This window comes from Leptospira wolbachii serovar Codice str. CDC, from assembly GCF_000332515.2.
Lineage (GTDB): Bacteria > Spirochaetota > Leptospiria > Leptospirales > Leptospiraceae > Leptospira_A > Leptospira_A wolbachii.
Map to the genome: position 1 here is coordinate 1107526 of NZ_AOGZ02000014.1, position 20098 is coordinate 1127623.

Annotated in this window: 21 protein-coding genes; 9 read left to right on the forward strand and 12 right to left on the reverse strand. The window is 39.1% G+C overall.

The window, feature by feature from the left end; translation table 11 throughout:
- Nucleotides 1–23 precede the first annotated feature (23 nt).
- The gene (gene pyk, locus LEP1GSC195_RS10590; protein ID WP_015682652.1) at nt 24–1460 is read left to right on the forward strand and encodes a pyruvate kinase; all 1437 of its coding nucleotides are present in this window, start codon (nt 24–26) and stop codon (nt 1458–1460) included.
- On the opposite strand, the gene LEP1GSC195_RS10595 is transcribed toward pyk, so the two are convergent.
- From LEP1GSC195_RS10595 to LEP1GSC195_RS10625, 7 genes are all read right to left on the reverse strand, one after another.
- A complete protein-coding gene (locus LEP1GSC195_RS10595) occupies nt 1453–2703 on the reverse strand; it encodes an aminoacetone oxidase family FAD-binding enzyme (protein WP_015682344.1) in 1251 nt (416 codons plus the stop codon). The genes pyk and LEP1GSC195_RS10595 overlap by 8 nt on opposite strands.
- Before the next feature lie 3 nt (nt 2704–2706).
- Nucleotides 2707–3129, reverse strand: a complete 423-nt coding sequence (locus LEP1GSC195_RS10600) for a VOC family protein (protein WP_040507081.1) — start codon at nt 3127–3129, stop codon at nt 2707–2709.
- An 8-nt stretch (nt 3130–3137) separates the two neighbouring features.
- The gene (locus tag LEP1GSC195_RS10605; protein WP_015681972.1) at nt 3138–4322 is read right to left on the reverse strand and encodes a sterol desaturase family protein; all 1185 of its coding nucleotides are present in this window, start codon (nt 4320–4322) and stop codon (nt 3138–3140) included.
- A 141-nt stretch (nt 4323–4463) separates the two neighbouring features.
- Nucleotides 4464–5075 (reverse strand): ABC-type transport auxiliary lipoprotein, LBF_0736 family, encoded by a 612-nt coding sequence (locus LEP1GSC195_RS10610; protein WP_015682659.1) that lies wholly within the window; start codon nt 5073–5075, stop codon nt 4464–4466.
- A 5-nt stretch (nt 5076–5080) separates the two neighbouring features.
- Nucleotides 5081–6028 carry an MlaD family protein gene (locus LEP1GSC195_RS10615; protein WP_015682640.1) on the reverse strand — a complete coding sequence of 316 codons (948 nt, stop codon included), beginning with the start codon at nt 6026–6028 and terminating at the stop codon, nt 5081–5083.
- The gene (locus tag LEP1GSC195_RS10620) at nt 6025–6792 is read right to left on the reverse strand and encodes an ABC transporter ATP-binding protein (protein ID WP_015681967.1); all 768 of its coding nucleotides are present in this window, start codon (nt 6790–6792) and stop codon (nt 6025–6027) included. Before LEP1GSC195_RS10620 ends, LEP1GSC195_RS10615 begins: the two co-directional genes overlap by 4 nt.
- Complete coding sequence (locus LEP1GSC195_RS10625; RefSeq protein ID WP_015682308.1) at nt 6789–7913, reverse strand: MlaE family ABC transporter permease; 1125 nt, start codon at nt 7911–7913, stop codon at nt 6789–6791. The genes LEP1GSC195_RS10620 and LEP1GSC195_RS10625 overlap by 4 nt, the downstream gene beginning before the upstream one ends.
- A gap of 87 nt (nt 7914–8000) precedes the next feature.
- Between LEP1GSC195_RS10625 and LEP1GSC195_RS10630 the strand changes: the two genes are divergently transcribed.
- The 8 genes from LEP1GSC195_RS10630 (at nt 8001) to fliE (ending at nt 14465) form a co-directional block, all read left to right on the forward strand.
- On the forward strand, nt 8001–9089 hold the full coding sequence (locus LEP1GSC195_RS10630) for an AraC family transcriptional regulator (RefSeq protein WP_015680647.1): 1089 nt from the start codon (nt 8001–8003) through the stop codon (nt 9087–9089).
- A 115-nt stretch (nt 9090–9204) separates the two neighbouring features.
- Nucleotides 9205–10068: a sterol desaturase family protein gene (locus tag LEP1GSC195_RS10635; protein ID WP_015680939.1), complete on the forward strand. Its 864-nt coding sequence runs from the start codon at nt 9205–9207 to the stop codon at nt 10066–10068.
- 142 nt (nt 10069–10210) lie between these two features.
- The gene (locus LEP1GSC195_RS10640; protein WP_040507083.1) at nt 10211–10567 is read left to right on the forward strand and encodes a YciI family protein; all 357 of its coding nucleotides are present in this window, start codon (nt 10211–10213) and stop codon (nt 10565–10567) included.
- On the forward strand, nt 10554–11798 hold the full coding sequence (locus LEP1GSC195_RS10645; RefSeq protein ID WP_015680539.1) for an RNA polymerase sigma factor: 1245 nt from the start codon (nt 10554–10556) through the stop codon (nt 11796–11798). The genes LEP1GSC195_RS10640 and LEP1GSC195_RS10645 overlap by 14 nt, the downstream gene beginning before the upstream one ends.
- 179 nt (nt 11799–11977) lie before the next feature.
- On the forward strand, nt 11978–12829 hold the full coding sequence (locus tag LEP1GSC195_RS10650; RefSeq protein ID WP_015681996.1) for an SDR family NAD(P)-dependent oxidoreductase: 852 nt from the start codon (nt 11978–11980) through the stop codon (nt 12827–12829).
- A gap of 264 nt (nt 12830–13093) precedes the next feature.
- Nucleotides 13094–13525: a flagellar basal body rod protein FlgB gene (flgB, locus tag LEP1GSC195_RS10655; RefSeq protein ID WP_015680998.1), complete on the forward strand. Its 432-nt coding sequence runs from the start codon at nt 13094–13096 to the stop codon at nt 13523–13525.
- Between the two features lie 10 nt (nt 13526–13535).
- Complete coding sequence (flgC, locus tag LEP1GSC195_RS10660) at nt 13536–13997, forward strand: flagellar basal body rod protein FlgC (protein WP_002975027.1); 462 nt, start codon at nt 13536–13538, stop codon at nt 13995–13997.
- Nucleotides 13998–14099: 102 nt separating this feature from the next.
- Nucleotides 14100–14465: a flagellar hook-basal body complex protein FliE gene (fliE, locus tag LEP1GSC195_RS10665; protein WP_015682354.1), complete on the forward strand. Its 366-nt coding sequence runs from the start codon at nt 14100–14102 to the stop codon at nt 14463–14465.
- Between the two features lie 72 nt (nt 14466–14537).
- Here fliE and LEP1GSC195_RS10670 read toward each other — a convergent pair whose 3' ends face one another.
- The 5 genes from LEP1GSC195_RS10670 to LEP1GSC195_RS10690 all read right to left on the reverse strand — a co-directional run bounded on the left by LEP1GSC195_RS10670 (nt 14538) and on the right by LEP1GSC195_RS10690 (nt 20059).
- Nucleotides 14538–14984, reverse strand: coding sequence for a hypothetical protein (locus LEP1GSC195_RS10670; protein ID WP_156827674.1), 447 nt, complete (start codon nt 14982–14984; stop codon nt 14538–14540).
- 13 nt (nt 14985–14997) lie between these two features.
- Nucleotides 14998–15930 carry an MBL fold metallo-hydrolase gene (locus LEP1GSC195_RS10675; RefSeq protein ID WP_015681284.1) on the reverse strand — a complete coding sequence of 311 codons (933 nt, stop codon included), beginning with the start codon at nt 15928–15930 and terminating at the stop codon, nt 14998–15000.
- Nucleotides 15931–15992: 62 nt separating this feature from the next.
- Entirely contained in the window at nt 15993–17597 is a 1605-nt protein-coding gene (locus tag LEP1GSC195_RS10680; RefSeq protein WP_015681954.1) for a glycerol-3-phosphate dehydrogenase/oxidase, read from the reverse strand.
- Nucleotides 17594–18445, reverse strand: a complete 852-nt coding sequence (locus tag LEP1GSC195_RS10685) for an aminoglycoside phosphotransferase family protein (RefSeq protein WP_015682180.1) — start codon at nt 18443–18445, stop codon at nt 17594–17596. Before LEP1GSC195_RS10685 ends, LEP1GSC195_RS10680 begins: the two co-directional genes overlap by 4 nt.
- Nucleotides 18446–18460: 15 nt before the next feature.
- On the reverse strand, nt 18461–20059 hold the full coding sequence (locus LEP1GSC195_RS10690) for a xylulokinase (protein WP_015682696.1): 1599 nt from the start codon (nt 20057–20059) through the stop codon (nt 18461–18463).
- Nucleotides 20060–20098 lie beyond the last annotated feature (39 nt).

Here is a 20098-nt window from a genome sequence, read left to right on the forward strand (position 1 = left end):
CAAAAAAGCTAAGAATAGGGTCTATGCCGGTAGATGAAAAAATCCCCAACAAACGCACAAAAATTATCTGTACCATTGGTCCCGCCTCTGCTAACCGTGAAACTATCTTAAGTCTCATCTATTCGGGAATGGATTTGGCCCGGATGAATTTCTCTCATTCTACCCATGAATACCATAAAGAAATTTTTGAGTTATTAAGGGAATGTGAACAGGAATCCGGCAAGTCCATTGGAATCCTCGCTGACTTACAAGGTCCTAAAATTAGAACAGGAAAATTAGGAACGGGGCCCTTAGAATTAAAAACGGGTGATCAAATTGCAATCAATAACAAATCCGACTTCCTAGGAACAGCAGAAGAAATTGGCTGCACCTACCAATACATCTTAAATGATATAGATGTAGGACACAAACTCCTGATTGACGACGGTAAACTCTCTTTTGTCGTAAAATCCAAAACAAAAGAAAAAGCAGTTTTAGAAACCGTCATCGGAGGGACCTTAAAAGACAACAAAGGAATCAATCTTCCAGGCACTCCAATTTCAGCACCAGCTCTTTCGGAAAAAGACATTGAAGATTTACAATTTGCATTGTCATTAGGTGTAGATTATATCGCACTATCATTTGTTAGACGAGCGAGTGACCTAGAAATGGCACGTCAGTTTATGAAAGATAGTTACGCTGGCCTCATTGCAAAAATTGAAAGACCTGAAGCAATCCAAAATATTGAAGAGATCATTGACAATTGTGATGGAATCATGATTGCCCGTGGTGACTTAGGTGTGGAATTAGACACTCAGTATGTTCCTATTATCCAAAAAGAGATGATTACAAAGCTGAACCAACAAGGAAAACCAGTTATCACCGCCACACAGATGTTAGAGACTATGATCGACAATCCGCGTCCCACACGTGCGGAAGCAAGTGATGTTGCCAATGCTGTCATGGACGGAACCGATGCGGTAATGTTATCTGGAGAAACTGCCTCTGGAAAATATCCGATCGAAACTGTTCGGACCATGACAAGTATCATCCAGGCTGCTGAAGAATCTGAAATTTATTTGTCTCACCTAAGACATATGGATCGTTCCGAATTTGAAGTAGAACGAACAGCTCTTGGTAGCGCAGCAGAATCCATCTCCAGATCCATCAACGCAAAAGCCATCATCAACTTTACAAGATCTGGGTATTCCTCCCTTCTCTCCTCTGAGTTTCGTCCCTTAAAACCAATCTATTCTTTCACACCGTTCCTTGGTACAGCAAGGAAGATGCAATTGTATTGGGGTGTGGAAGCCTATGTGATGCCAATGATGGATAAGTTTCCTGATATGATTGCCTTTATGAGTAAAACTTTAAAGTCAGAAGGAAAATTAAAATCGGGAGATACAGTAGTGATTTTGTCTGGTGCACCAGGATCTGTGGCACAAACTGTGGACTTCATTCAAATCCATAAGATTAAGTAACAGTTGTTTTACGAATGCCTCGGGCTGCGATGGTTGCTGTAGTCCAGGCATTCTGAAAATTAAAACCTCCAGTAATTCCATCTACGTCGATCACCTCACCGGTAAAAAAAAGTCCGGGGCAAAGTTTACTTTCCATGGTTTGGAACTGAATGTCTTTTCTAGAAACACCACCCGCAGTCACAAACTCTTCCTTAAACACTCCTTTGGCCACCATTCGGAGTTTGGTCTGGGTTAAAGATAAACTTAAAACCCGAATTTCAGATTTCGAAATATCCGAGTAACGTTTGTTTATTTGTATTTTCGATTCTTTTAAAATCCAATCCCAAAACCGAGAAGGCAATTTCCATTCCGGATCGGGTGCTAATTTGTCTGCCGGTGTTTTTTCTTTTTTAGATAAATAATCCTCTTCTATACTTTGGGTCTGTTTTCCGAATACCCAGTTCACAGATAGATCCACTTTGTAATCGGCTTCAAATAAAGTGCGGGCCTCCCAAGCAGACAAACGAAGGGCACAAGGCCCACTGAGCCCCCAGTGTGTGATAAGCAATGGTCCCTTCTGCGGTTTTCCTTTTGGTAACACTTTGATTTCACAATTAGGTACAACAAGACCTGTCAGTTCCATAAGATCCGTATTTTCTAAAGTCAATGTAAAGAGTGACGGAACAGGTGTGATGATTTTATGCCCCAATTTTTCTGCAATACTCCAAATTTTTCGATTGGATCCAGTAGCAAGAACAACTATATCAAAGTGCTCTTCCACTCCTCCTTCCCATAAAACTCTAAATCCTTTTGTTTGGCCAGAGACCTGACTTGAATATATTCCAACTAACCCTTGTTCAAAGTGGATTGGAATTTTCTTTGTTTTTAACTCAGTTAAAAAACATTGGATGATAGTATCAGAACTGTCTGTTGTTGGAAACATTCTGCCATCGGCTTCGGCTTTGAGAGTTACTCCCCTTTTTTGAAACCAAAGAATTGTATCTTTTGGTGCAAAACTTTCAAACGCCCAACGTAGTTCTTTATTTCCTCGGGGATACTTCTCGGAAAGAAGTTCTGGATCAAAAAGATTATGGGTGACATTACATCTCCCACCACCAGATATCCGAAGTTTAGATAAAGGTTCTTTTGATTTTTCGAAGATTTGAATCTCGCACAAACCTTGTAATTCTTCGAAAATTTGTAAGGCTGCAAAACAACCAGAAGCCCCAGCGCCTATGATTGCAATTTTCGGTTTCTTTTGCAAGTCTTACCACTCACCTGTATTTGGCATAGAAAGCCAAGGTTCCGTTAGAGGTAGAGATTTTCCTTTCTGGAGAAGTTCAATAGAGATTAAATCTGGAGACCTAACAAATGCCATACGACCATCCCTTGGAGGCCGATTGATAGTAATTCCCATCTTTTGAATCTGCGCACAAGTTTCATAAATGTTATCTACTTCGTAAGCTAGATGTCCAAAATTCCTTCCAGTTGTATAAGGTTCGGTTTGTCCCCAGTTGTAAGTAAGTTCGATCTCTGGTGCATCTGCTTCGCCAGTAGATAAAAACACCAAAGTAAATTTACCTTCAGGATGTTCATTCCTTCGGGTTACTTTGAGTCCAAGGACCTCCACAAAAAAATGGAGAGCTCGGTCCAAATCCAAAACTCGAATCATTGTGTGTAAATATTTCATCTGTCTTACTATAAGAAAAAATAGACCAAAAGCACAAGCCAAGAAAAATATTTTGGAATCTCAAAACGAAGCCAATCCTTATTTCCTTCCAAAAGTCGGCCCAGAGAAATGAAGGAAAAAACCAGGAGGACAAAGACAGAAACAATCTCTCCTAAAGAAAATAAATGCATTCGTTTCAGAAAATACAAAGTCAAAGTTGTCGGAACTAGAAAAGAAAATAACAAAAAGGACCTGTACAAGAAACTCCCAGACTTACGTCTGTATTGCGGTTCCAGAGCCTTATAAGCAATCTCCCCTCTGTGATGACTTAACCACACCTTTGGATCTCTCACACCACGATCAATCGCATTCTGAAAATCATCGGGTCTTACCGATGGATAAGAGAAAAAGGAAACGAGTCCCTGCCATTTGTTTTTTGTATGAATTAAATCCGAAAACAAATCTCGAAACACATGTAATTCTGCAGTGACAGGATCATAAGTCTTCAATTGAGAAACAAGTCCATATCTGGGTTCTTTGGTTTCCTCGCAAAAGGTTCCAAAAATTCGATCCCAAAAGATAAATACCCCGCCATAATTTCTATCAATGTATTCTGGATTCATAGCATGATGAACTCTATGATGCGATGGAGTGACAAACACATACTCAAACCAAGTAGGAAGTTTTCCAATGGAACGAGTATGAACCCAAAATTGATACGTACGATTGAGTGCATCGATAATTAAATAAGATTCTACCGGGAATCCGAGAAGAGCCAAAGGCAAATAAAAAAGTCCAATCCCAATGTTCCGAACAAAGGATTGCCTAAGAGCCACCGATAGATTAAACTCTTCACTAGAATGATGAACTACATGAGAGGCCCACAAAACTTTGATTTCATGACTGTATCTATGAGCCCAGTAGAATAAAAAATCAAGTAGAACGAATAAAACAATCCAATGTGCAGCCGAACTGGGAGATAAAAAAACTTTGGAAAGAAACTCGGCACCCCAAGAGATTTGGTATAAGGCGTTATAAACAAAAACTAATGCGAGTAGAATGACACCATCAAAAATGCGACTAAGAACTCCTAAACTCAAATCAGCCAAAGAATCTTCGTAAAAATAATAATCCTGTTTCTTAAACCGAGTATAGATAACCTCAGCCAACATGAGTAGAATATAAATGGGGGCAATGGTTTCAATAAGTCTCATAGGGTGTCCTTAAGTCCTTACTATCTATACGAGTCTTGTTTGAAAAGCAACCTCGTTTCTAGCGGTGTACCTCTACTGAAAATCCAAAAGAAGACATTTCAAGGAGAGTGTTATTTTATAATATTATCTTTATCCTTAGAATTATTTTAATTTATTACTTAGATCAGCGTTCAACTCGTTGAATGCGTTGGTAAGGCCAAGATTCCAGCCAAGAACTAAAGCTTCCGGTTCTTTTTTCTCGATAGATTGAATTTGTTTATATGTCTTTCTAAAAACAGGAGTAGAGACAGAATCTTTATCTTCATAGACAACAACTTCAAACTCAATGACTGCTTTTGGTTCTTTGGTACGGAAATCGCCATACATTTGTGTGAGATTCAATTCAATATAATGAGTGATATTGACTCTTGTATGGATACTTGCATCCCACTCAAAGTTGCCTGACTTTAAAAGTGATCGAACTAACTCTTCCTTGAAGTTATGAGACGGTGGAATAAAAAATCCATTATAAAAATCAGATTCGTATACAGCATTTTCTTTACGATATACAAATTCTTTTCCTTCAAATTTCTGGGATATAAAAACCTTACGAACAATGAAAGTTCTCGGTTTTGCAGCAGGAAACAATTGTTTGGTTTCACCAGGTTCTATTAAATAAAATCTTTTTTCAGGAAAGGTTTTACTGACACCAAAACATTGGCTAAGAAAAAAAAGTAGTCCAGTAAAAAGTATAAAACGGATTAAGGCTTTCATTGTATTTATTTCCAGAGTTTAGACTTGTTTGGTGCTTCTCCGAAGAGAAACTGTGATGGATATTTTTTAGCATTTGCAGTGACTTCTTTTAGATCTTCTGAAGCAATTCGCAAATTTTCAATCGATGTAGAAATATCACCTTGGTTCGAAGCAAGTAATGTGTCCAATCGCCTTAGTGTTGTTTGCAATTGGGTTACGGATGTATCCAGTTTTTTTGGCAACCCTTGGGTCTCAGGACTTGCAATGAGGGCCTTTACTTCTGCGTTTGTCTTACGCAAATCCATAAGCAAACCCGTTGATTCACGAGCTAGTTCTCCGAGTTTGGCTTCCTGAATTGTTTGATTCAAATTTCGAATGAGTTCACCAACACCCAAAAGAATTTTATCCACATCCGCCTTTTCGACTTTATCAAAAAACTTATCCACGGAGGCAGTAAACCTAGAGATAGTACTTGGTGCGGAAGGAATATAAATTGTTTTTGGTTCCCACTCGATGGACAAAGGAGGATTCTTTTCCGGATTTAGGTAATCCACTTCCAAGTAAGCCGTTCCAGTTAACCCTTGTGAGGCGAGACGTACACGAAGACCACTTTGAATCATTCGTTGGACCGTTCTCTTCAAATCGTCGCCATATACTCCTTTCACAAAGTCAGGGACGGACATTTTTATCAAAACATATCTACCATATCTAAGTTCAGTGTCGTGGTTTAGTTTTTCGGAATATTCATTTTGAACGAAAGTAATTTCTTGGACTGTACCAACTTTTACACCACGGTGTTTAACTGGTGATCCAATATCCAAACCTTGTACGGATTCATCAAAATAGGTTTCTAAACTAACTGATCTTTGAAAGATATTTCCGGCAGTAAAAACGATCAGAAACAAAATGAGTGTAAAAAAACTAACTAGGACGAAGACCCCAACTTTAAAATAGATTTTACTTGATTGATTCATAACGGGGAACTCTCCTGTGGAATACGATTAAAGAATTGTTTTACAAATGGATCTTTGGATTTTTCTTTTAAATCTTTTGGTTTGCCTTCGGCGATAATCCCTTTTTTGGATTTATCTAAAACAATCACACGATCTGCCATTGTAAACACGGAAGGCAACTCATGTGTCACAATTACAAAAGTGACACCTAGAGTTCTCGACAAACGTATGATTAGATAATCTAACTCAACACTAGTGATCGGATCAAGCCCAGCACTAGGTTCATCTAAAAATAAAATTTCAGGATCCATCGCCATCGCACGCGCAATGGCCGCACGTTTTTTCATTCCACCAGAAAGTTCAGCGGGATAAAGATGAGCGAAAGGGAAAAGGCCTACCATTTTTAGTTTGGTCATAGCGATTTCGTTCATGATCGCAAGTGGCAATTTAGTAAACTCTTCCAAAGGCAATCGAATGTTTTCCAATAAAGTCATGGAACCAAAAAGGGCACTCTGTTGGTACATCACTCCAATTCGATTCCATATCCCGATTTTTTTCTTTCCTTCTGCTAAAACAATATCGTCTTCATCGATCCATATACGGCCGCTAAACGGAGATGTTAATCCAATCATATTTTTTAATACTGTAGACTTACCACAACCAGAGCCTCCGAGAATTCCAAAAATTTCTCCACGGTTCACTTCAAAAGAGATATCTTCCATAATCACAGTATGGCCATATCCAGTGGTTAGATGTTCTACTCGAATGATTGGATTTTCTTTCATATTCGTAGGTAAAAGTATAAGACTGAAAAAATTCCATCTAAGATGGACACAAGTATGATAGAACCAACCACTGCGGAAGTGGTGGATTCTCCAACGGCTCCTGCTCCTGATGCCGTTTTTAACCCTCGGTAACAACCAATGGAGGCAATGATCATTCCAAAAAAATAAGATTTTAATAGTCCACCCAAGATATCGGAGAGTCCCACCGCAAGATTCACTTGGTTGATAAAAGTGACGAGTGGAAATCCAAAACTAATCAACACAACTGCCCCACCGATAAGTCCAAACAAATTGAATACAATGGTTAGCAGTGGAGTCATAATTAGCGAGGCCACCAAACGAGGGATAATGAGAAATTGAACAGGAGGAAGACCCATAGTCGTAAGTGCATCAATTTCTTCGGAGACTTTCATCGTTCCAAGTTCTGCCGCAAACGCAGACCCAGACCTTCCCGATAAAATAAAAGCAGTCATCAGAGGACCAAGTTCTCGAAACAAAGACAAACCCACAAGGTTTGCCACAAAGATTTCGGCCCCAAACCTACGCATAGGAATTGCCGATTGAAAAGACATGATAAGACCAAGTAAAAATCCAATCATAGCAATGATGGGAAATGCATTCACACCCATTGATTCCGCAACTCGGAAGGTGTCCTTCCAACGAATTTTGGAGGGATGTAAAAAAGAACGCCAAAAGGAAACAGTAAGTTCCCCAGTAAAAGTGATTAAATATTTAAACTCTAACAACGAATCAATGGTTAGCTTCCCAATTTTTTCCGATCTGCGAAGAGAGTTTGTGAGAATTTCTTTGTTCTTCTTACTATCGTCTTCCGAAATACTTAATCTGTATTTAAACTGATCACCTAATCCATGCAATATGAACTGTATTCGCCGACCTTCACATTCCAGACGAATGAGTTTAATAAAAGAAATTCCTGAAGTATCTGATTCTTGTAAATTGCCTGCATGAACCAAGACGAACCGAGGTGGATTTTTTTTTAGGATTTCAATAAACGCAGTCCAATCTTTGCCTGTTTCCAAGGCAGTGAGGACTGCTGGGAGGTGGATTTCTAAGGTGCTACCTTCCCACAGAAAGGAGGATTGTCGATGAATGGTATCCACGTTTCAAACGTAATTCTAAATCGGAACGAACTCGAGGCAAGTGATTTTATTTTACAATCCAATCGATTGAATAAAAGATGAACAAGAATGTGGAATCTCACAAGTCATTTGATTGCCTTTTCTGCCGGTCTTTCTCTCCTCTTTGCCTGGGGAGAATTCCTGAGAAAAAATACAACAGGACAAACCCAAGTACAAGGATTGTTATTTCTCTTTGCTGCGATGTTCCAGGCCCATACCTTTTTTACATCCACAGGGTTATACGAATTTTTTCCTCATTTTTATCTTATCCATTTGCCCTTCACCGCATGTATTGGAGCACTTCTTAGGCGTTACTTTTCCGAACTTTGGGATGAAAGCCCCAATAGAAATCAGTTTTCTTATTGGGAATTAGTTCCCGCAGGAATTGTGACTCTCTTACTGATCCCCTTTTATATATCGCCAGCAGAAGAAAAAATTGCCCTCCACACTCGCTATTTGAAAGAAGGTGTTCCACTGATCTTTCAAATCACAATCCTCATTGCTGTTTCGCCCATATTTTATGCGGCTTTTTACGTCTTCACTAACATGGTTAAATACATTCGCCTAGAAAGATTTAAAAAGTCAGCTCACCTTCGTTTGGTGGGAATTGTTATAGGAATTGGTGCTTTTTCTAGTTTGATTGGTATTTATACTTTATTTTTCCACCAAAGGCACGGTTTAGAGATTGTCTCTACATTCATCGCCTTACTACTCATTGGTGTTTATCTCTTACGACAGAAAAGTCCCGAATTATGGGGTGAAGTCCAAAGGATTGTCATCGAAGAAAAGAAGTACCAAACTTCTCAACTGGGTGGATTCAATTTAGAAACTCTACAAAACCAATTAAGACACCTAATGGAAGGAGAAAAGATCTACAGAGATGAAAGTATCAATTTAGAAAAGTTGGCCATTGAGATGAATCTTTCTGAACACCAACTCTCTGAATATTTGAACCTTCACCAAAAGAAAAATTTTTTTCATTTGGTCAATCACTACCGCATTAAAGAGGCGAAAGAACTGTTTGCTTTACACCCAGAAAGGAACATCCTTACCATCGCCTATGATGTAGGTTTTCCTTCCAAATCTACATTCTACGACGCCTTCAAGCGAGAGGTAGGTACAAGTCCTAGCGAATTCAGGAAGTCTCTGGGAAGCTGATCCGGATGGACCCGTTCGGAATCTTTTTTTATTCCGGCTTTACCGATCCGGTCGATTTGGATTTTAATTTTTGTTAGAATGAAATCATCCTCAAAGGTTTGTTCAGGAGAGTTGTATGTTTGGTGGACCGGTTCAGTGTGAATTAGTATTCGATTGTGTTACCAAAATTGGTTTTGCACAAGGGGTTTTGAATTTCCTACGTTATTATCCTATTGCGGGGTTGACTTTTCTTTTATTCTATGTTTGGCGAAAGGATTTTTTCGAAACCTATCGTATCCAAAAAGTGTACCCTAAAGCCGAAAAGGTTTGGAAGGAATTCCGCCAATCGGCTGTGACACTGATTGTCTTTACGCTCGTAGCTGTTACGAACATCACTTCAATGAAGGCAAAAATAGTTCCGAGTGCTGTTTACTTCGGACCTGTCTCGGGTTGGTCTGGGGCCGGTTATATCCTTCTCAGTTTTCTTCTCATCACCATCTGGCACGAAACTTGGTTCTATTGGATGCACAGGTTCGCTCATCTAAAAAAGGTTTACCCACATGTCCATTCGGAACACCACCAATCAGTAAACCCTTCTCCTCTCGCAGCTTACAGGTTCCAAGCAACGGAAGCATTTTTAGAAGCCATCTACATTGTTCCCTTTGTGATGTTTGTTCCCATTCATTTCTATGTACTTCTCTTTCATACCTTCTATGCAATGGTTTTAAATATTTGGTGGCATTTAGGTTATGAATTTTTTCCTAAGGGTTGGGCGTCTCACTCGATCACCAAATGGATCAACACCTCCACACACCACAACCTTCACCACCAAAAGTTCCAAGGAAACTATTCACTTTATTTCAATGTTTGGGATCGTTTGATGGGAACTAACTTTCCTTATTACGAATCTTATTATGAACAAGTGACCGAAGAAAGGGACAAAAAACGAAAAGAGAAGGCGACAAAACCTAACGTCGATATGGAAGTTCTGGTTTCGTAAAAGTTTCTGAATGTGTTAGCAAACTTCGACCACTCACCCGTAGCGAAATTTGCTAACAAAAAAATCAGGATTATCTAAACAATTATTATCTTCTTTGTCCCCATTTGCCCAGGTGAAACGTTACTTTCATACGAGGAAAAAAATGAAAGAATTCACTTTAATTTTTAGAAATAGTAATCATGAAGGCGAAAGACCTTCCCCTGACCAAATGCAAAAAGTTATGCAAGAATGGATGTCTTGGATGGCAAACATATCCGCCAAGGACCAGTTAGCGGATAAAGGAAACCGACTTGCTGTGACAGATTCAAAAACTGTTCACCCTGGAAATTTAGTCACGGATGGACCTTACACAGAGATCAAAGAATTTATCAATGGTTACATTGTTGTCAAAACAGAAACTCTTGCTGGTGCAGTTGAAATTGCCAAAGATTGCCCCATTTTGAAAATAGGAGGGAACGTCGAAGTTAGAAAGGTCGTTACTCCTGATGACAATAGCTGAGAAAGGAACCACTATACTTTCTGATTTGTTTCGAAGGGAACAAGTTAAAATGACGGCAGTTTTATGCCGTCATTTTGGAATCAAAGACCTGGATTTGGTTGAGGATGTGATTGCTGAAACTTTTTTGAAAGCTACAGAGTTATGGCCACAATCGGGAATTCCAGAAAATCCTTCGGCCTGGCTTTATGTAGTCGCAAAAAATATTGCAAAAGATACTTTCAGAAAAAAAACATCTGAAATTAAAAAATTCAAAAATCTACTAGATTCGAATCCAAAAGAAAGTTTAGAAGTTAGTTTTGAAGACACTATCATAGCGGATAGTCACCTAACAATGATTTTTACCGTCTGTGATAATACACTTTCACCCAAAGGTAAAATCTGTTTAAGTCTACAAATTCTCTGTGGACTTAGTGTTGAAGAAATTGCTTTTGCACTCCATTCTAATAAAGAAACTGTAAAAAAAATTCTCTTTCGCGCACGTGAACAATTGCGTGAATCCAACTTTGAGATCAAAAACCTAACGCTGGAAGATATCAGGCTTCGAATGGATACGGTTCTTTTAACTATTTATCTTCTTTTTAATGAAGGTTATTCTTCAAAAACAAAAGATTCCGTGATTCGCATGGATTTAATTAAACAAGCTCTGAACCTTGGCCTCTCTCTTTTAGAAACAAAGTTAACAAGAACTCCCGAGTTATTGGCACTCATGTCACTCTTTTGTTTTCAGGCATCGCGGCTTGATTCCAGAATGAATCCAGAAGGTTCTGTAGTTATATTTACAGACCAAGATAAATCAAAATGGGATCAAAACTTAATTCAAAAAGGAAATGAATATTTTTTAGAAGCTTTCAATCCTGATTCGCAATCAAGATACCATTATGAAGCAGCAATTGCTTACTGGCATACACAGGAAGAATCCTTAGAAAAATGGAAATACGTCTTGATGATTTATGATCGATTCTTGGGAGTTTATGACTCTCCCTCTGTTTTTTTAAATCGAGTGTTTGCCTATTCGAAAGTTTATGGAAAACAAAAAGCACTGGAAGAAGTAAAAAATTTTAACGATAATAAAAATCGTGATTACCATTCTCTTCTCGGTTATTTATATACTAACTCAAATACAGAACTAGCTTCCCAACATTACCAAAAGGCCATCCAAATGACCAAATCTAACAAAGAAATTTCTCTCTTACAAATGAAGATCAAAGAATTAGATTTAGTAAATGGATAAAAACAAGTCCTTTACCTTACCTTCCATGTTTTACCCTTTCAACTCGTGGATCTAAGGGAAATGTAAACTTCACACCTGGATTCATCCAATAAAGAAACAAAATCCAAAACTGGTTCCTTTTGAATTTCCGTTTGACCAATCTCTGTTCATGATTCCTAACAGATATAAGGGGAGAAGTTATGACCTATGATATCAAAGATAAGGTAGTTCTCATTACGGGGGCAACCGGTGGGATTGGAGCCGCTTGTGCGAGGGAATTCTATCGACATGGCGCAAAACTGGTACTAACTGATATTTCCCAAACTTCTGTGGACAAATTAGCTTCTGAATTTGCAAAAGAAAGAGTTTTAGCAAAGGCTATGGATGTTACCAATTGGAATTCCATTAAGAAAGTAATCAAACAAACTGTCGCCAGCTTTGGTAGACTTGATATCACTCTTGCCAATGCAGGAATTTCCTGGAAAGAATCTGCTTATACTGTTTTTAATTGTGATGAAACTGAATTCGAAAAAATTTTAGATGTAGATTTATTAGGTGTTTGGCGGACGATCAAAACCTCGTTACCAGAAGTAGTCAAAAACCAAGGACAAATTGTAGTCACTTCCTCAATCTATGCATTTACAAACGGAATGTGTAATGCACCTTATGCAACATCCAAAGCAGGAATCGAAATGTTATCTCGCTCCCTTCGCGCGGAACTTGCTGGCAAAGGAGCCAGTGCCTCGGTCTTATACCCAGGTTGGATTACAACCCCACTCACCGAAGGTGTTTTTGGCGGAGATAACCTAACAACAAAGATGCGAGAAATTGGTTTTCCTCCTTTTTTAAGAAGAGCCATTCCTCCAGAAAAAGTAGCGACGGCACTCATAAAAGGAATCATCAAAAGAAGTCCTAGAATCATTGTCCCCGCAAGATGGATTCCTATCCAAATTCTCCGAGGGATTGTGGGAATTTTTTCAGATTGGTTTCTCGCAAATCATTCTCGCATCCAATCCATGCTTCTCGAATTGGAAGGTAGGACTAAGAGATAGAAGCTCATAAAAAATGGTAAAAAGCTGATTCCATAGCCCGCGGCAGGGATCGAGCGGAAATCCCTCCCCTTTGTTTTGTTTCCAGATATCTTACAACGGAAAAACCCTGGGGAGGATTGGAGGGAGAGCCCGGCCCTGTATGCGTATCATTTTGGTTTTAGAATCCACTTGGGGCCGCCCCAAAAAAAATCATACAAAGGTGACATAAAATGCTTTAGGGGGAAGAAAAACCGGTCGAAGGGGAATGTAGAGAGGAAGAGAAATATGTTTGAAGCAACACATTTCATGAAAACTCAAGACCTTTTGGAACGGGGCCTCAGTGCATCCACCCAAAGGCGGAAAGTGATTACTGATAATATCGCCAATGCGGACGTTCCTAATTTCAAACGTTCTGAAGTGGTGTTCGAATCTATGCTAAAACGTGCCATAGAATCGGAAAAAATTGAAAAGGACAAAGCGGTTCCAACAAAGATCACTAACGACCGTCATATTGAATTTTTTAAACCTTTAGATTACCGGGATGCCAAACCCAAAACCAATTTGGATTATCTGACTACGATGAGACCCGATGGAAACAACGTAGACATTGAAAAAGAAGTGGTCGATGCCAATCAAAACCAAATGAGTTACAGCCTCATGGTGGATCGACTCAACCAAAACAACCGCCTTCTCAACATTGTGATGAGAACCAACTAAGGAGTAAGTTATGGGAATGTTTGATTCCATTAATATATCAGCTACAGGGCTTTCGGCTCAAAGACTCCGAATGGATGTCATTTCGAATAACATTGCTAACTCGACGACAACGAGAAATACCAATGGAGACGGCCCTTTTCGTAGGGATCGTGTCATCCTAACACCGATTAATCTCCGAACCAATTGGAAAAGTCCTGTTTATCCTTTTGGTGTGGCTCCCGGCGAAGGCAAAGGGGTAAAGGTGATGAAAATCGAGAAGGATATGAGCCCTCTTCGTTTGACTTATGATCCGACCCATCCCGACGCCATCCAAACGGGCCCCAAAAAAGGTTACGTCGAACTTCCGAATATAAATATCGTTACCGAGATGACGGATATGATTTCGGCTTCTCGGTCTTATGAGGCGAATGTCCAACTCATCAATGGATCCAAAGCGATGATGAACAAAGCGATGGAAATCGGTCGGGCTTAAAGCTCCGGCCTTTTCCGGTTTCTTTTCGCTTTTTTTAATGTGACATAATTTTTTTCTTTAGGTTTTCCAGATTTGGCCGATGTTTAGAATGAGGAAACACCCATGGCCATTGATCGCATTTCCAATATGAGTTCCCAAACCTACAAACCCCATTCCCTTCTCCCCCAAGGTGACAAGGTAGGTATCTTTCGTTCCGATGAACGCCACTATGGAAAAACCAATGAAGCCAAGTCCCCTGATGAAGTCGCAGGCACTTTTGGAGATGCTTTGAAAAAAGCTTTCGAACAAGTGAACGACCAACAAGTAGAAGCAGATGAGCTCACACAAAAGATTGTTTTTGATCCAAACTCCGTGGAACTTCACGATGTCATGATTGCTGCGGAAAAAGCTAGGATCTCTTTGACATTTGCAAAAACAATGTCTGATGGATTTGTAAGAGCTTACAGAGAATTAACAACTCTTAGATAAAAACTAAATCATTGGATCGGAAGGTTTCAAAAGATAATTTTTCTATGAAATCATTTCGATTCCATCATTGGGTTATGACGTAGGGCGACCAAATACGCGCTCTACGGTCTCATACCGAATTTCAATTTTGTCACTGGGGCTCACGCGAACACCCCGCTTCATTTGCACTCCGTCAATTCTTTCTTCATTCACATAGACCACCCAACCCGCAGTCCAGGAATTTGATTTTCCATTCACTTCCATAATCTCTTCTGTGCGGGTTGTTGAAATAAAACGCATAGGAGGATCTTCCTTTTTAGATAATTCCGCAAGGATCAGAAGTAAATCTTTGGATTCAAAGAGAGATGATGGAATGGATTTGGTTTCTTCAAAGTCTAGTGAGAGAAAATGAATTTGGATTTGAGGGTCTTTGGATTTTTTAGATTTGGATAGATGCGAACATTGCAAGATGAATCCGAATCCTATAATCCCGAGTGCAAATACAAACCGTATCACAAAAGAGAGGAGCTTTTGATGCAAAGAAATTTTTCCCTTATCCTTTGGAATTCGTTTTTTCAAAGGCATACACTAACCCTTGTGCATTTAGATTTACATCCAAACTTAATAACTTCCAATCAGAATTTGTCAGAGTAATCGAATGTTTGCTAGCGAGTGTTTGGATCATAGCTTTCACTTTTGATTCCATAAAAGGCAACCTTTCTTCTTTGGTGACACTTCCCAACTCGGAGATAGCTTTCTCGCAAAGTGTGAGTCCTTCTTTTAAGTCGGAAGCATTCTTTTTTAAGTCTCCGATCGGGCCGAAATGGGTTAAGTAGGCTACCTCTGCCCCCGTATCTAAAATGCGATCGAGGGAACGAATGGCTTCCGTAGAATCAAAGTCAGTGGGTGTGGTTGTAGGAAAAATAAATCGTTTTCCATTTTCTAACTGCGGATACGAAATTCCAAAGGAGTCTCCCGTATAGATTCCATTTGTTTTCCTATCATAAATACAGAAGTGATGGTTGGCATGTCCCTTGGTGTATATAAATTGGAAAGAATGGCCTTTCCATTCTAACCACTCCCCATCTTCCATAATCCGAATTTTTTCTTTAGGAATGGGTTTGATTTCGCCATACAAGGAATCAAAATTTTCTTTTCCATAAACAGAGGTGGCACTTTTGATGAGTAAACTCGGATCCACCAGATGTTTTGCGGTTTTTGGATGGGCGAGTAGAATTGCATTGGGGCAGGCTTCGAGGAGTGCCCAAGCACCGCCAGCGTGATCCAAGTGGACATGAGTTACAATCACATAGTCTAAGTTTGGTGGTTTGACTCCATGTGATTCCATTGCGTTTAGAATTTTTGGAATGGCATGAGTTGTATTGGTTTCAACTACAACACCACGGCCCTCTTCTTCTATAAGATAGGCCGAGGCCACCTGATGGATGTTTGCATATTCGGTATCAATGGTTTGGACTGTACCCATAACCAAAGATAAAACTAAAAAGAAAGTTTTGTCAGCCGAAATTCCTTACGAAAAAAAAGAATTCAAACAGGTAATTTTAAAACTTTGTATATGGCTTCTGTTTCTTTTCTTTTTGTTTCCTCTGTCCACTTCCATTCCGCTGCGGCTACATCAATGATAGCTTTCATAATTTCATCAGAAAGGATCCCCAAAGTCCCAAGCCCTGTCCTTCTCAGAAAGATATCGGAAAGAGATTTCGCCATTTCATAACGAATTGCGTAAACAACTTCAGCCAATATCTCCCCGTCTTGGTTGAGAACGGCACTTAAGTTTTTGGTCTTTTTTGCCAGATCTAAAATAATTTCATATTGTAATCCATAATGACGAACCAAATAATCTATTGTTTTTTCAGAGAAATCCGCATTTTGTTTGATCGCACCTTGGATGAAAATTTCTACATTCGGAATTTGCGATGCATATAAGTATTGTTTTGCGGAGATATTGTCTGAAGATTTTTTTGTTAGTTTCTTTTTGATCCTTTTGAAAATCGATTCTGCGAAATTTCTACTCGTTGTATACTTTCCACCGGCCGCTGTAATAAGACCTTGGACCCCGTCCCTGGCATGGTCATATAATTCTGATCTTCTCGATGCAGAGTAAGTATCATCAGAGCTTTCAATTAACGGACGAAGCCCACCATAAGCAAAAATCACATCATCAATCGATAACTTTTCTTTTACATGTGAAGTTTCGTTGATATAGTCAATAAATTCTAAAATACTTTCGCGAGTAAGTTTCCAATCCTCCACCTTACCAAAGTATGACTTTTCTGTTGGCCCAATCATGGAATAACCTCTCCACGGAGCAAAACTGAAATGGCCTTTGTCTCCTACATAGAGAGTCATTAAGTTGGTTAATTTCTTTGTAATGATATAAATCCCTTCCGATCTTTTTTTAGGAAGAGGTTGTTCGGTTTTGGGAGATTTAGAAAGTATATTATGAGTCCAGGGCCCTGAGGCATTGATGGTAACCTTAGAACGAATTTGGAATTCCCCATTCGTAAGCGCATCACGAACACGAATTCCCACGACGGCATTTTCTTTCCAAAGTAAATCTTCAACAACAGTGTAGTTGGAAACTTTGGCTCCATAAGCTGCTGCTGATTTTAAAAAACTAAGTGTTAATCTTTCGGGACTCAAACAAATCGCATCATAAAAATAAGCTGCATCTTCGAAGTCTCCTAAATTCTTTTCTAAAAGTTCCTTTCGTTTAAGGTATTTATGGTTAGGAATTTGTTTGGATTCGTCCCATGTCCAGCGGCTATCAAAAGATAAAAGGTCATAAACATAAAGTCCAATTCTTGCAATAATTCCAGGTTTTGGAAGCACCATAGGATAAGGATAAACTAAGTTAGGGGCAATGTTGGAAAGGATCCTACGTTCTTTTAATGCTTCTCTGACTAAACCTATTTCAAATTGTTTGAGATAACGAAGGCCCCCATGAATGAGTTTCCCTGTGGCCGCGGAAGTAGCTCCACCAAAGTCTTTTTTTTCCACAAGAGCTACTGTATAACCACGACTTGCACATTCATAAGCTAAAGTGGCACCCGTAATTCCTCCACCGATGATGGTCACATCAAATTCTTCTCCATCATAGGATTCTATAAAACGATCGAGTTTCAAATTCATACCTTACCTCCAAGAGCCACCAAACGACTGATTTGTGATTTTAAACTTTCTCTTTCGCTTTCAATATTCCAAAGTCCCAAACGAAGAATGAGGGAAGACAATCTCCAAGCCGCAATTTCAGCATCGGTGATTCCACTAAGTTGTTTATAGACTTTGAGATAACCTTTCAGAATGAATTTTCGAATGAAGGTATAAAAAATAATTTTTAGTTTGGGAGTTCCTGGCCAAAGTTCTGCATCAGTAAAAAGTAAAAAAGTAAAAGCTACATCAGCAGCAGGATTTCCTTTTGCCGCAGTCATCCAATCGATGATGATCTCGTCTTTACCTTGTACGATTACATTTTCAGGATGAAAGTCTAAATGGAGAATGGAATTTCCATTGGGTAATCCATTAATATACGATTTTACTTTTGCTTTTTCATCCGAACTCAAAAAGGAAAGTGGTTCCAAGGACAAACATGAATTTAAGATTACTTTTACATCTTTGTATTGGTCGGATTTGATTTGATGGATTCCGTAGTGCAAACGAGCGAGTGTTCCTGCAATCCGAAAAAGCTCCAATGGATTTTTATCAGGAAGTTTTGTAAGAGAAATTCCTGTGATTCGATCAAAAATAATGCCTAATCGATTCTCTACTTTTGCCTTCCCAAAACATCTCATCTTCGAAGCACTTTTTCGATTTGCTTCTATAGTATTTTCAACCTCTAAATCTATTTCTGATTCCTTTGCATCAGGGAAAAAAAGTTTGAGAATTTTATTCTCTGGTAAAAGAAATAAATCAGCTGACCTTCCAATGGCGAAAGGTTTCCCTAAACTCTCTTTAGTAAATTGAATGTTTTGTTTGTCCATACTGTGTTCCTGATTTTATGTATTTAAAATTGCGAAATTGTTTTGATTGGTATTATAAAGATTTTTAAAAACTTTAAAATTTCTATCATAGATTTTTTTATGATTTGGATTGGGGATCCATTTGTCTTGGATCGGAATCATGGATTTGATATCTTCAAATTTTGGAATCATTCCAAGACCGTAAGCTACAATGGCTGCTGCTCCCATCGCGCCAACGTTTTCTGGATGAACTACCCTTTCAATGGTTTTTCCAGTAATGTCAGCTAACAACTGACAGATAAATCCAGATCTTGCCACGCCACCCACAAAACGAATTGTATCAGATGTAGGCATCTTCCCATCTGATAGTTCCAAAATCCAACGTTTATGAAAAAGAATTCCTTCTACAACCGAACGAATAAGAGTTCTTTTTCCAGTATTCAAACTTATGTTAAAGAATATTCCTCTGGCTTTTGGATCTTCAAAAGGACAACGGTTTCCATGAAGCCATGGAGTAAAGATCACTCCATGAGAACCAGGTTCTGTATCTTTAATCGAATCAAACATAAATTCAAATAAACTTTCATAAATGGCATCTGGCCCATCTGTGATTTTCTTTTTTTCTAAGTACAGATCAATTTCATCTAAAGCCAAATGGTCCTTGACCCATTGTAAACATTTACCTGATGTTTCTTGTTCCCCAAAGTAATTATAATATCCTTCTCTTGCACCTACGATGGAAGCTATCCTTGCCCCTATATCCACAGTCCTCTTTTTGGTAACTGTGGATATCCAACCAGAAGTACCTGCATAAATATGGGTATCACCTTCCTTAACGGCACCAGCACCCACGCCAATCAGAGAGGCGTCACCACCACCACCAAACACGGATATGTTTTCTTTTAGACCTAAAAATTCTGCAGCTTCCTTTGTCAAACCACCTACCCTGTCTGAAGAATTGACAATCTTTGGCAAATGATCCAAGCGAACACCGAATAACTTACATAAGATGGGGCTCCAACTTCCTTTTCCTACGCGAGAGTTGTATAAAAAAGTAGCGAAAGCAGAATCTCTTGTCATCACTGCTTCTTTTGTACAACGAGCGATGAGAAACTCTTTTACATCCAACCACCACTTTACTTTAGAAAATACTTCTGGTTCATTTTTTTCGACCCATTTGTATTTCCAAATAGGATCTTTAACACTGGCGGCCACAGCCCCCGTGATCCAAAGAGATAACAATAGTTTTATGGCGTTAATCCCTTCGATTTTAAATCCATGCACAATTCCTTCTTTCATTTCCAGAGTGGCTCTTTGGTCCATATAACTCATCGCAGGGCGAACTACTTGGAACTGGGAATCCACAAGCACAAGACCTTGCATCTGCGAACAAAAAGAAATCCCTTGGATGGAATCTGGATTGGTTTTGGATAAGTCGAGAACCTGGGCTGTTGTTTTTTTTAAGGCCACCCACCAATCCTCGGGGTTTTGTTCGGCTCCCCCATTTTCTAGAAGTTGGATAGAATATTCCAAACTTGCTGATTGGACAAGCTCCAAAGCCTGTGAGATCCGGAAGAGGCAAGTTTTGACTCCAGTAGTGCCAATATCATAAGTTAGTATGTAACCTGATTCCATTTATACTCCATCAGCCCGCTTGTTTGTTTGCCTCACCCA

Excerpts from the sequence above, each read along its gene's own strand:
- LEP1GSC195_RS10600 (WP_040507081.1), bottom strand. The coding sequence starts at position 3,129 with ATGAAATATTTACACACAATGATTCGAGTTTTGGATTTGGACCGAGCT.
- LEP1GSC195_RS10685 (WP_015682180.1), bottom strand. The coding sequence starts at position 18,445 with ATGGACAAACAAAACATTCAATTTACTAAAGAGAGTTTAGGGAAACCT.
- LEP1GSC195_RS10640 (WP_040507083.1), top strand. The coding sequence starts at position 10,211 with ATGAAAGAATTCACTTTAATTTTTAGAAATAGTAATCATGAAGGCGAA.
- LEP1GSC195_RS10610 (WP_015682659.1), bottom strand. The coding sequence starts at position 5,075 with ATGAAAGCCTTAATCCGTTTTATACTTTTTACTGGACTACTTTTTTTT.
- flgB (WP_015680998.1), top strand. The coding sequence starts at position 13,094 with ATGTTTGAAGCAACACATTTCATGAAAACTCAAGACCTTTTGGAACGG.
- LEP1GSC195_RS10620 (WP_015681967.1), bottom strand. The coding sequence starts at position 6,792 with ATGAAAGAAAATCCAATCATTCGAGTAGAACATCTAACCACTGGATAT.
- LEP1GSC195_RS10675 (WP_015681284.1), bottom strand. The coding sequence starts at position 15,930 with ATGGGTACAGTCCAAACCATTGATACCGAATATGCAAACATCCATCAG.
- LEP1GSC195_RS10635 (WP_015680939.1), top strand. The coding sequence starts at position 9,205 with ATGTTTGGTGGACCGGTTCAGTGTGAATTAGTATTCGATTGTGTTACC.
- fliE (WP_015682354.1), top strand. The coding sequence starts at position 14,100 with ATGGCCATTGATCGCATTTCCAATATGAGTTCCCAAACCTACAAACCC.
- flgC (WP_002975027.1), top strand. The coding sequence starts at position 13,536 with ATGGGAATGTTTGATTCCATTAATATATCAGCTACAGGGCTTTCGGCT.
- LEP1GSC195_RS10650 (WP_015681996.1), top strand. The coding sequence starts at position 11,978 with ATGACCTATGATATCAAAGATAAGGTAGTTCTCATTACGGGGGCAACC.
- LEP1GSC195_RS10690 (WP_015682696.1), bottom strand. The coding sequence starts at position 20,059 with ATGGAATCAGGTTACATACTAACTTATGATATTGGCACTACTGGAGTC.
- LEP1GSC195_RS10605 (WP_015681972.1), bottom strand. The coding sequence starts at position 4,322 with ATGAGACTTATTGAAACCATTGCCCCCATTTATATTCTACTCATGTTG.
- LEP1GSC195_RS10615 (WP_015682640.1), bottom strand. The coding sequence starts at position 6,028 with ATGAATCAATCAAGTAAAATCTATTTTAAAGTTGGGGTCTTCGTCCTA.
- LEP1GSC195_RS10645 (WP_015680539.1), top strand. The coding sequence starts at position 10,554 with ATGACAATAGCTGAGAAAGGAACCACTATACTTTCTGATTTGTTTCGA.
- pyk (WP_015682652.1), top strand. The coding sequence starts at position 24 with ATGCCGGTAGATGAAAAAATCCCCAACAAACGCACAAAAATTATCTGT.
- LEP1GSC195_RS10680 (WP_015681954.1), bottom strand. The coding sequence starts at position 17,597 with ATGAATTTGAAACTCGATCGTTTTATAGAATCCTATGATGGAGAAGAA.
- LEP1GSC195_RS10630 (WP_015680647.1), top strand. The coding sequence starts at position 8,001 with ATGTGGAATCTCACAAGTCATTTGATTGCCTTTTCTGCCGGTCTTTCT.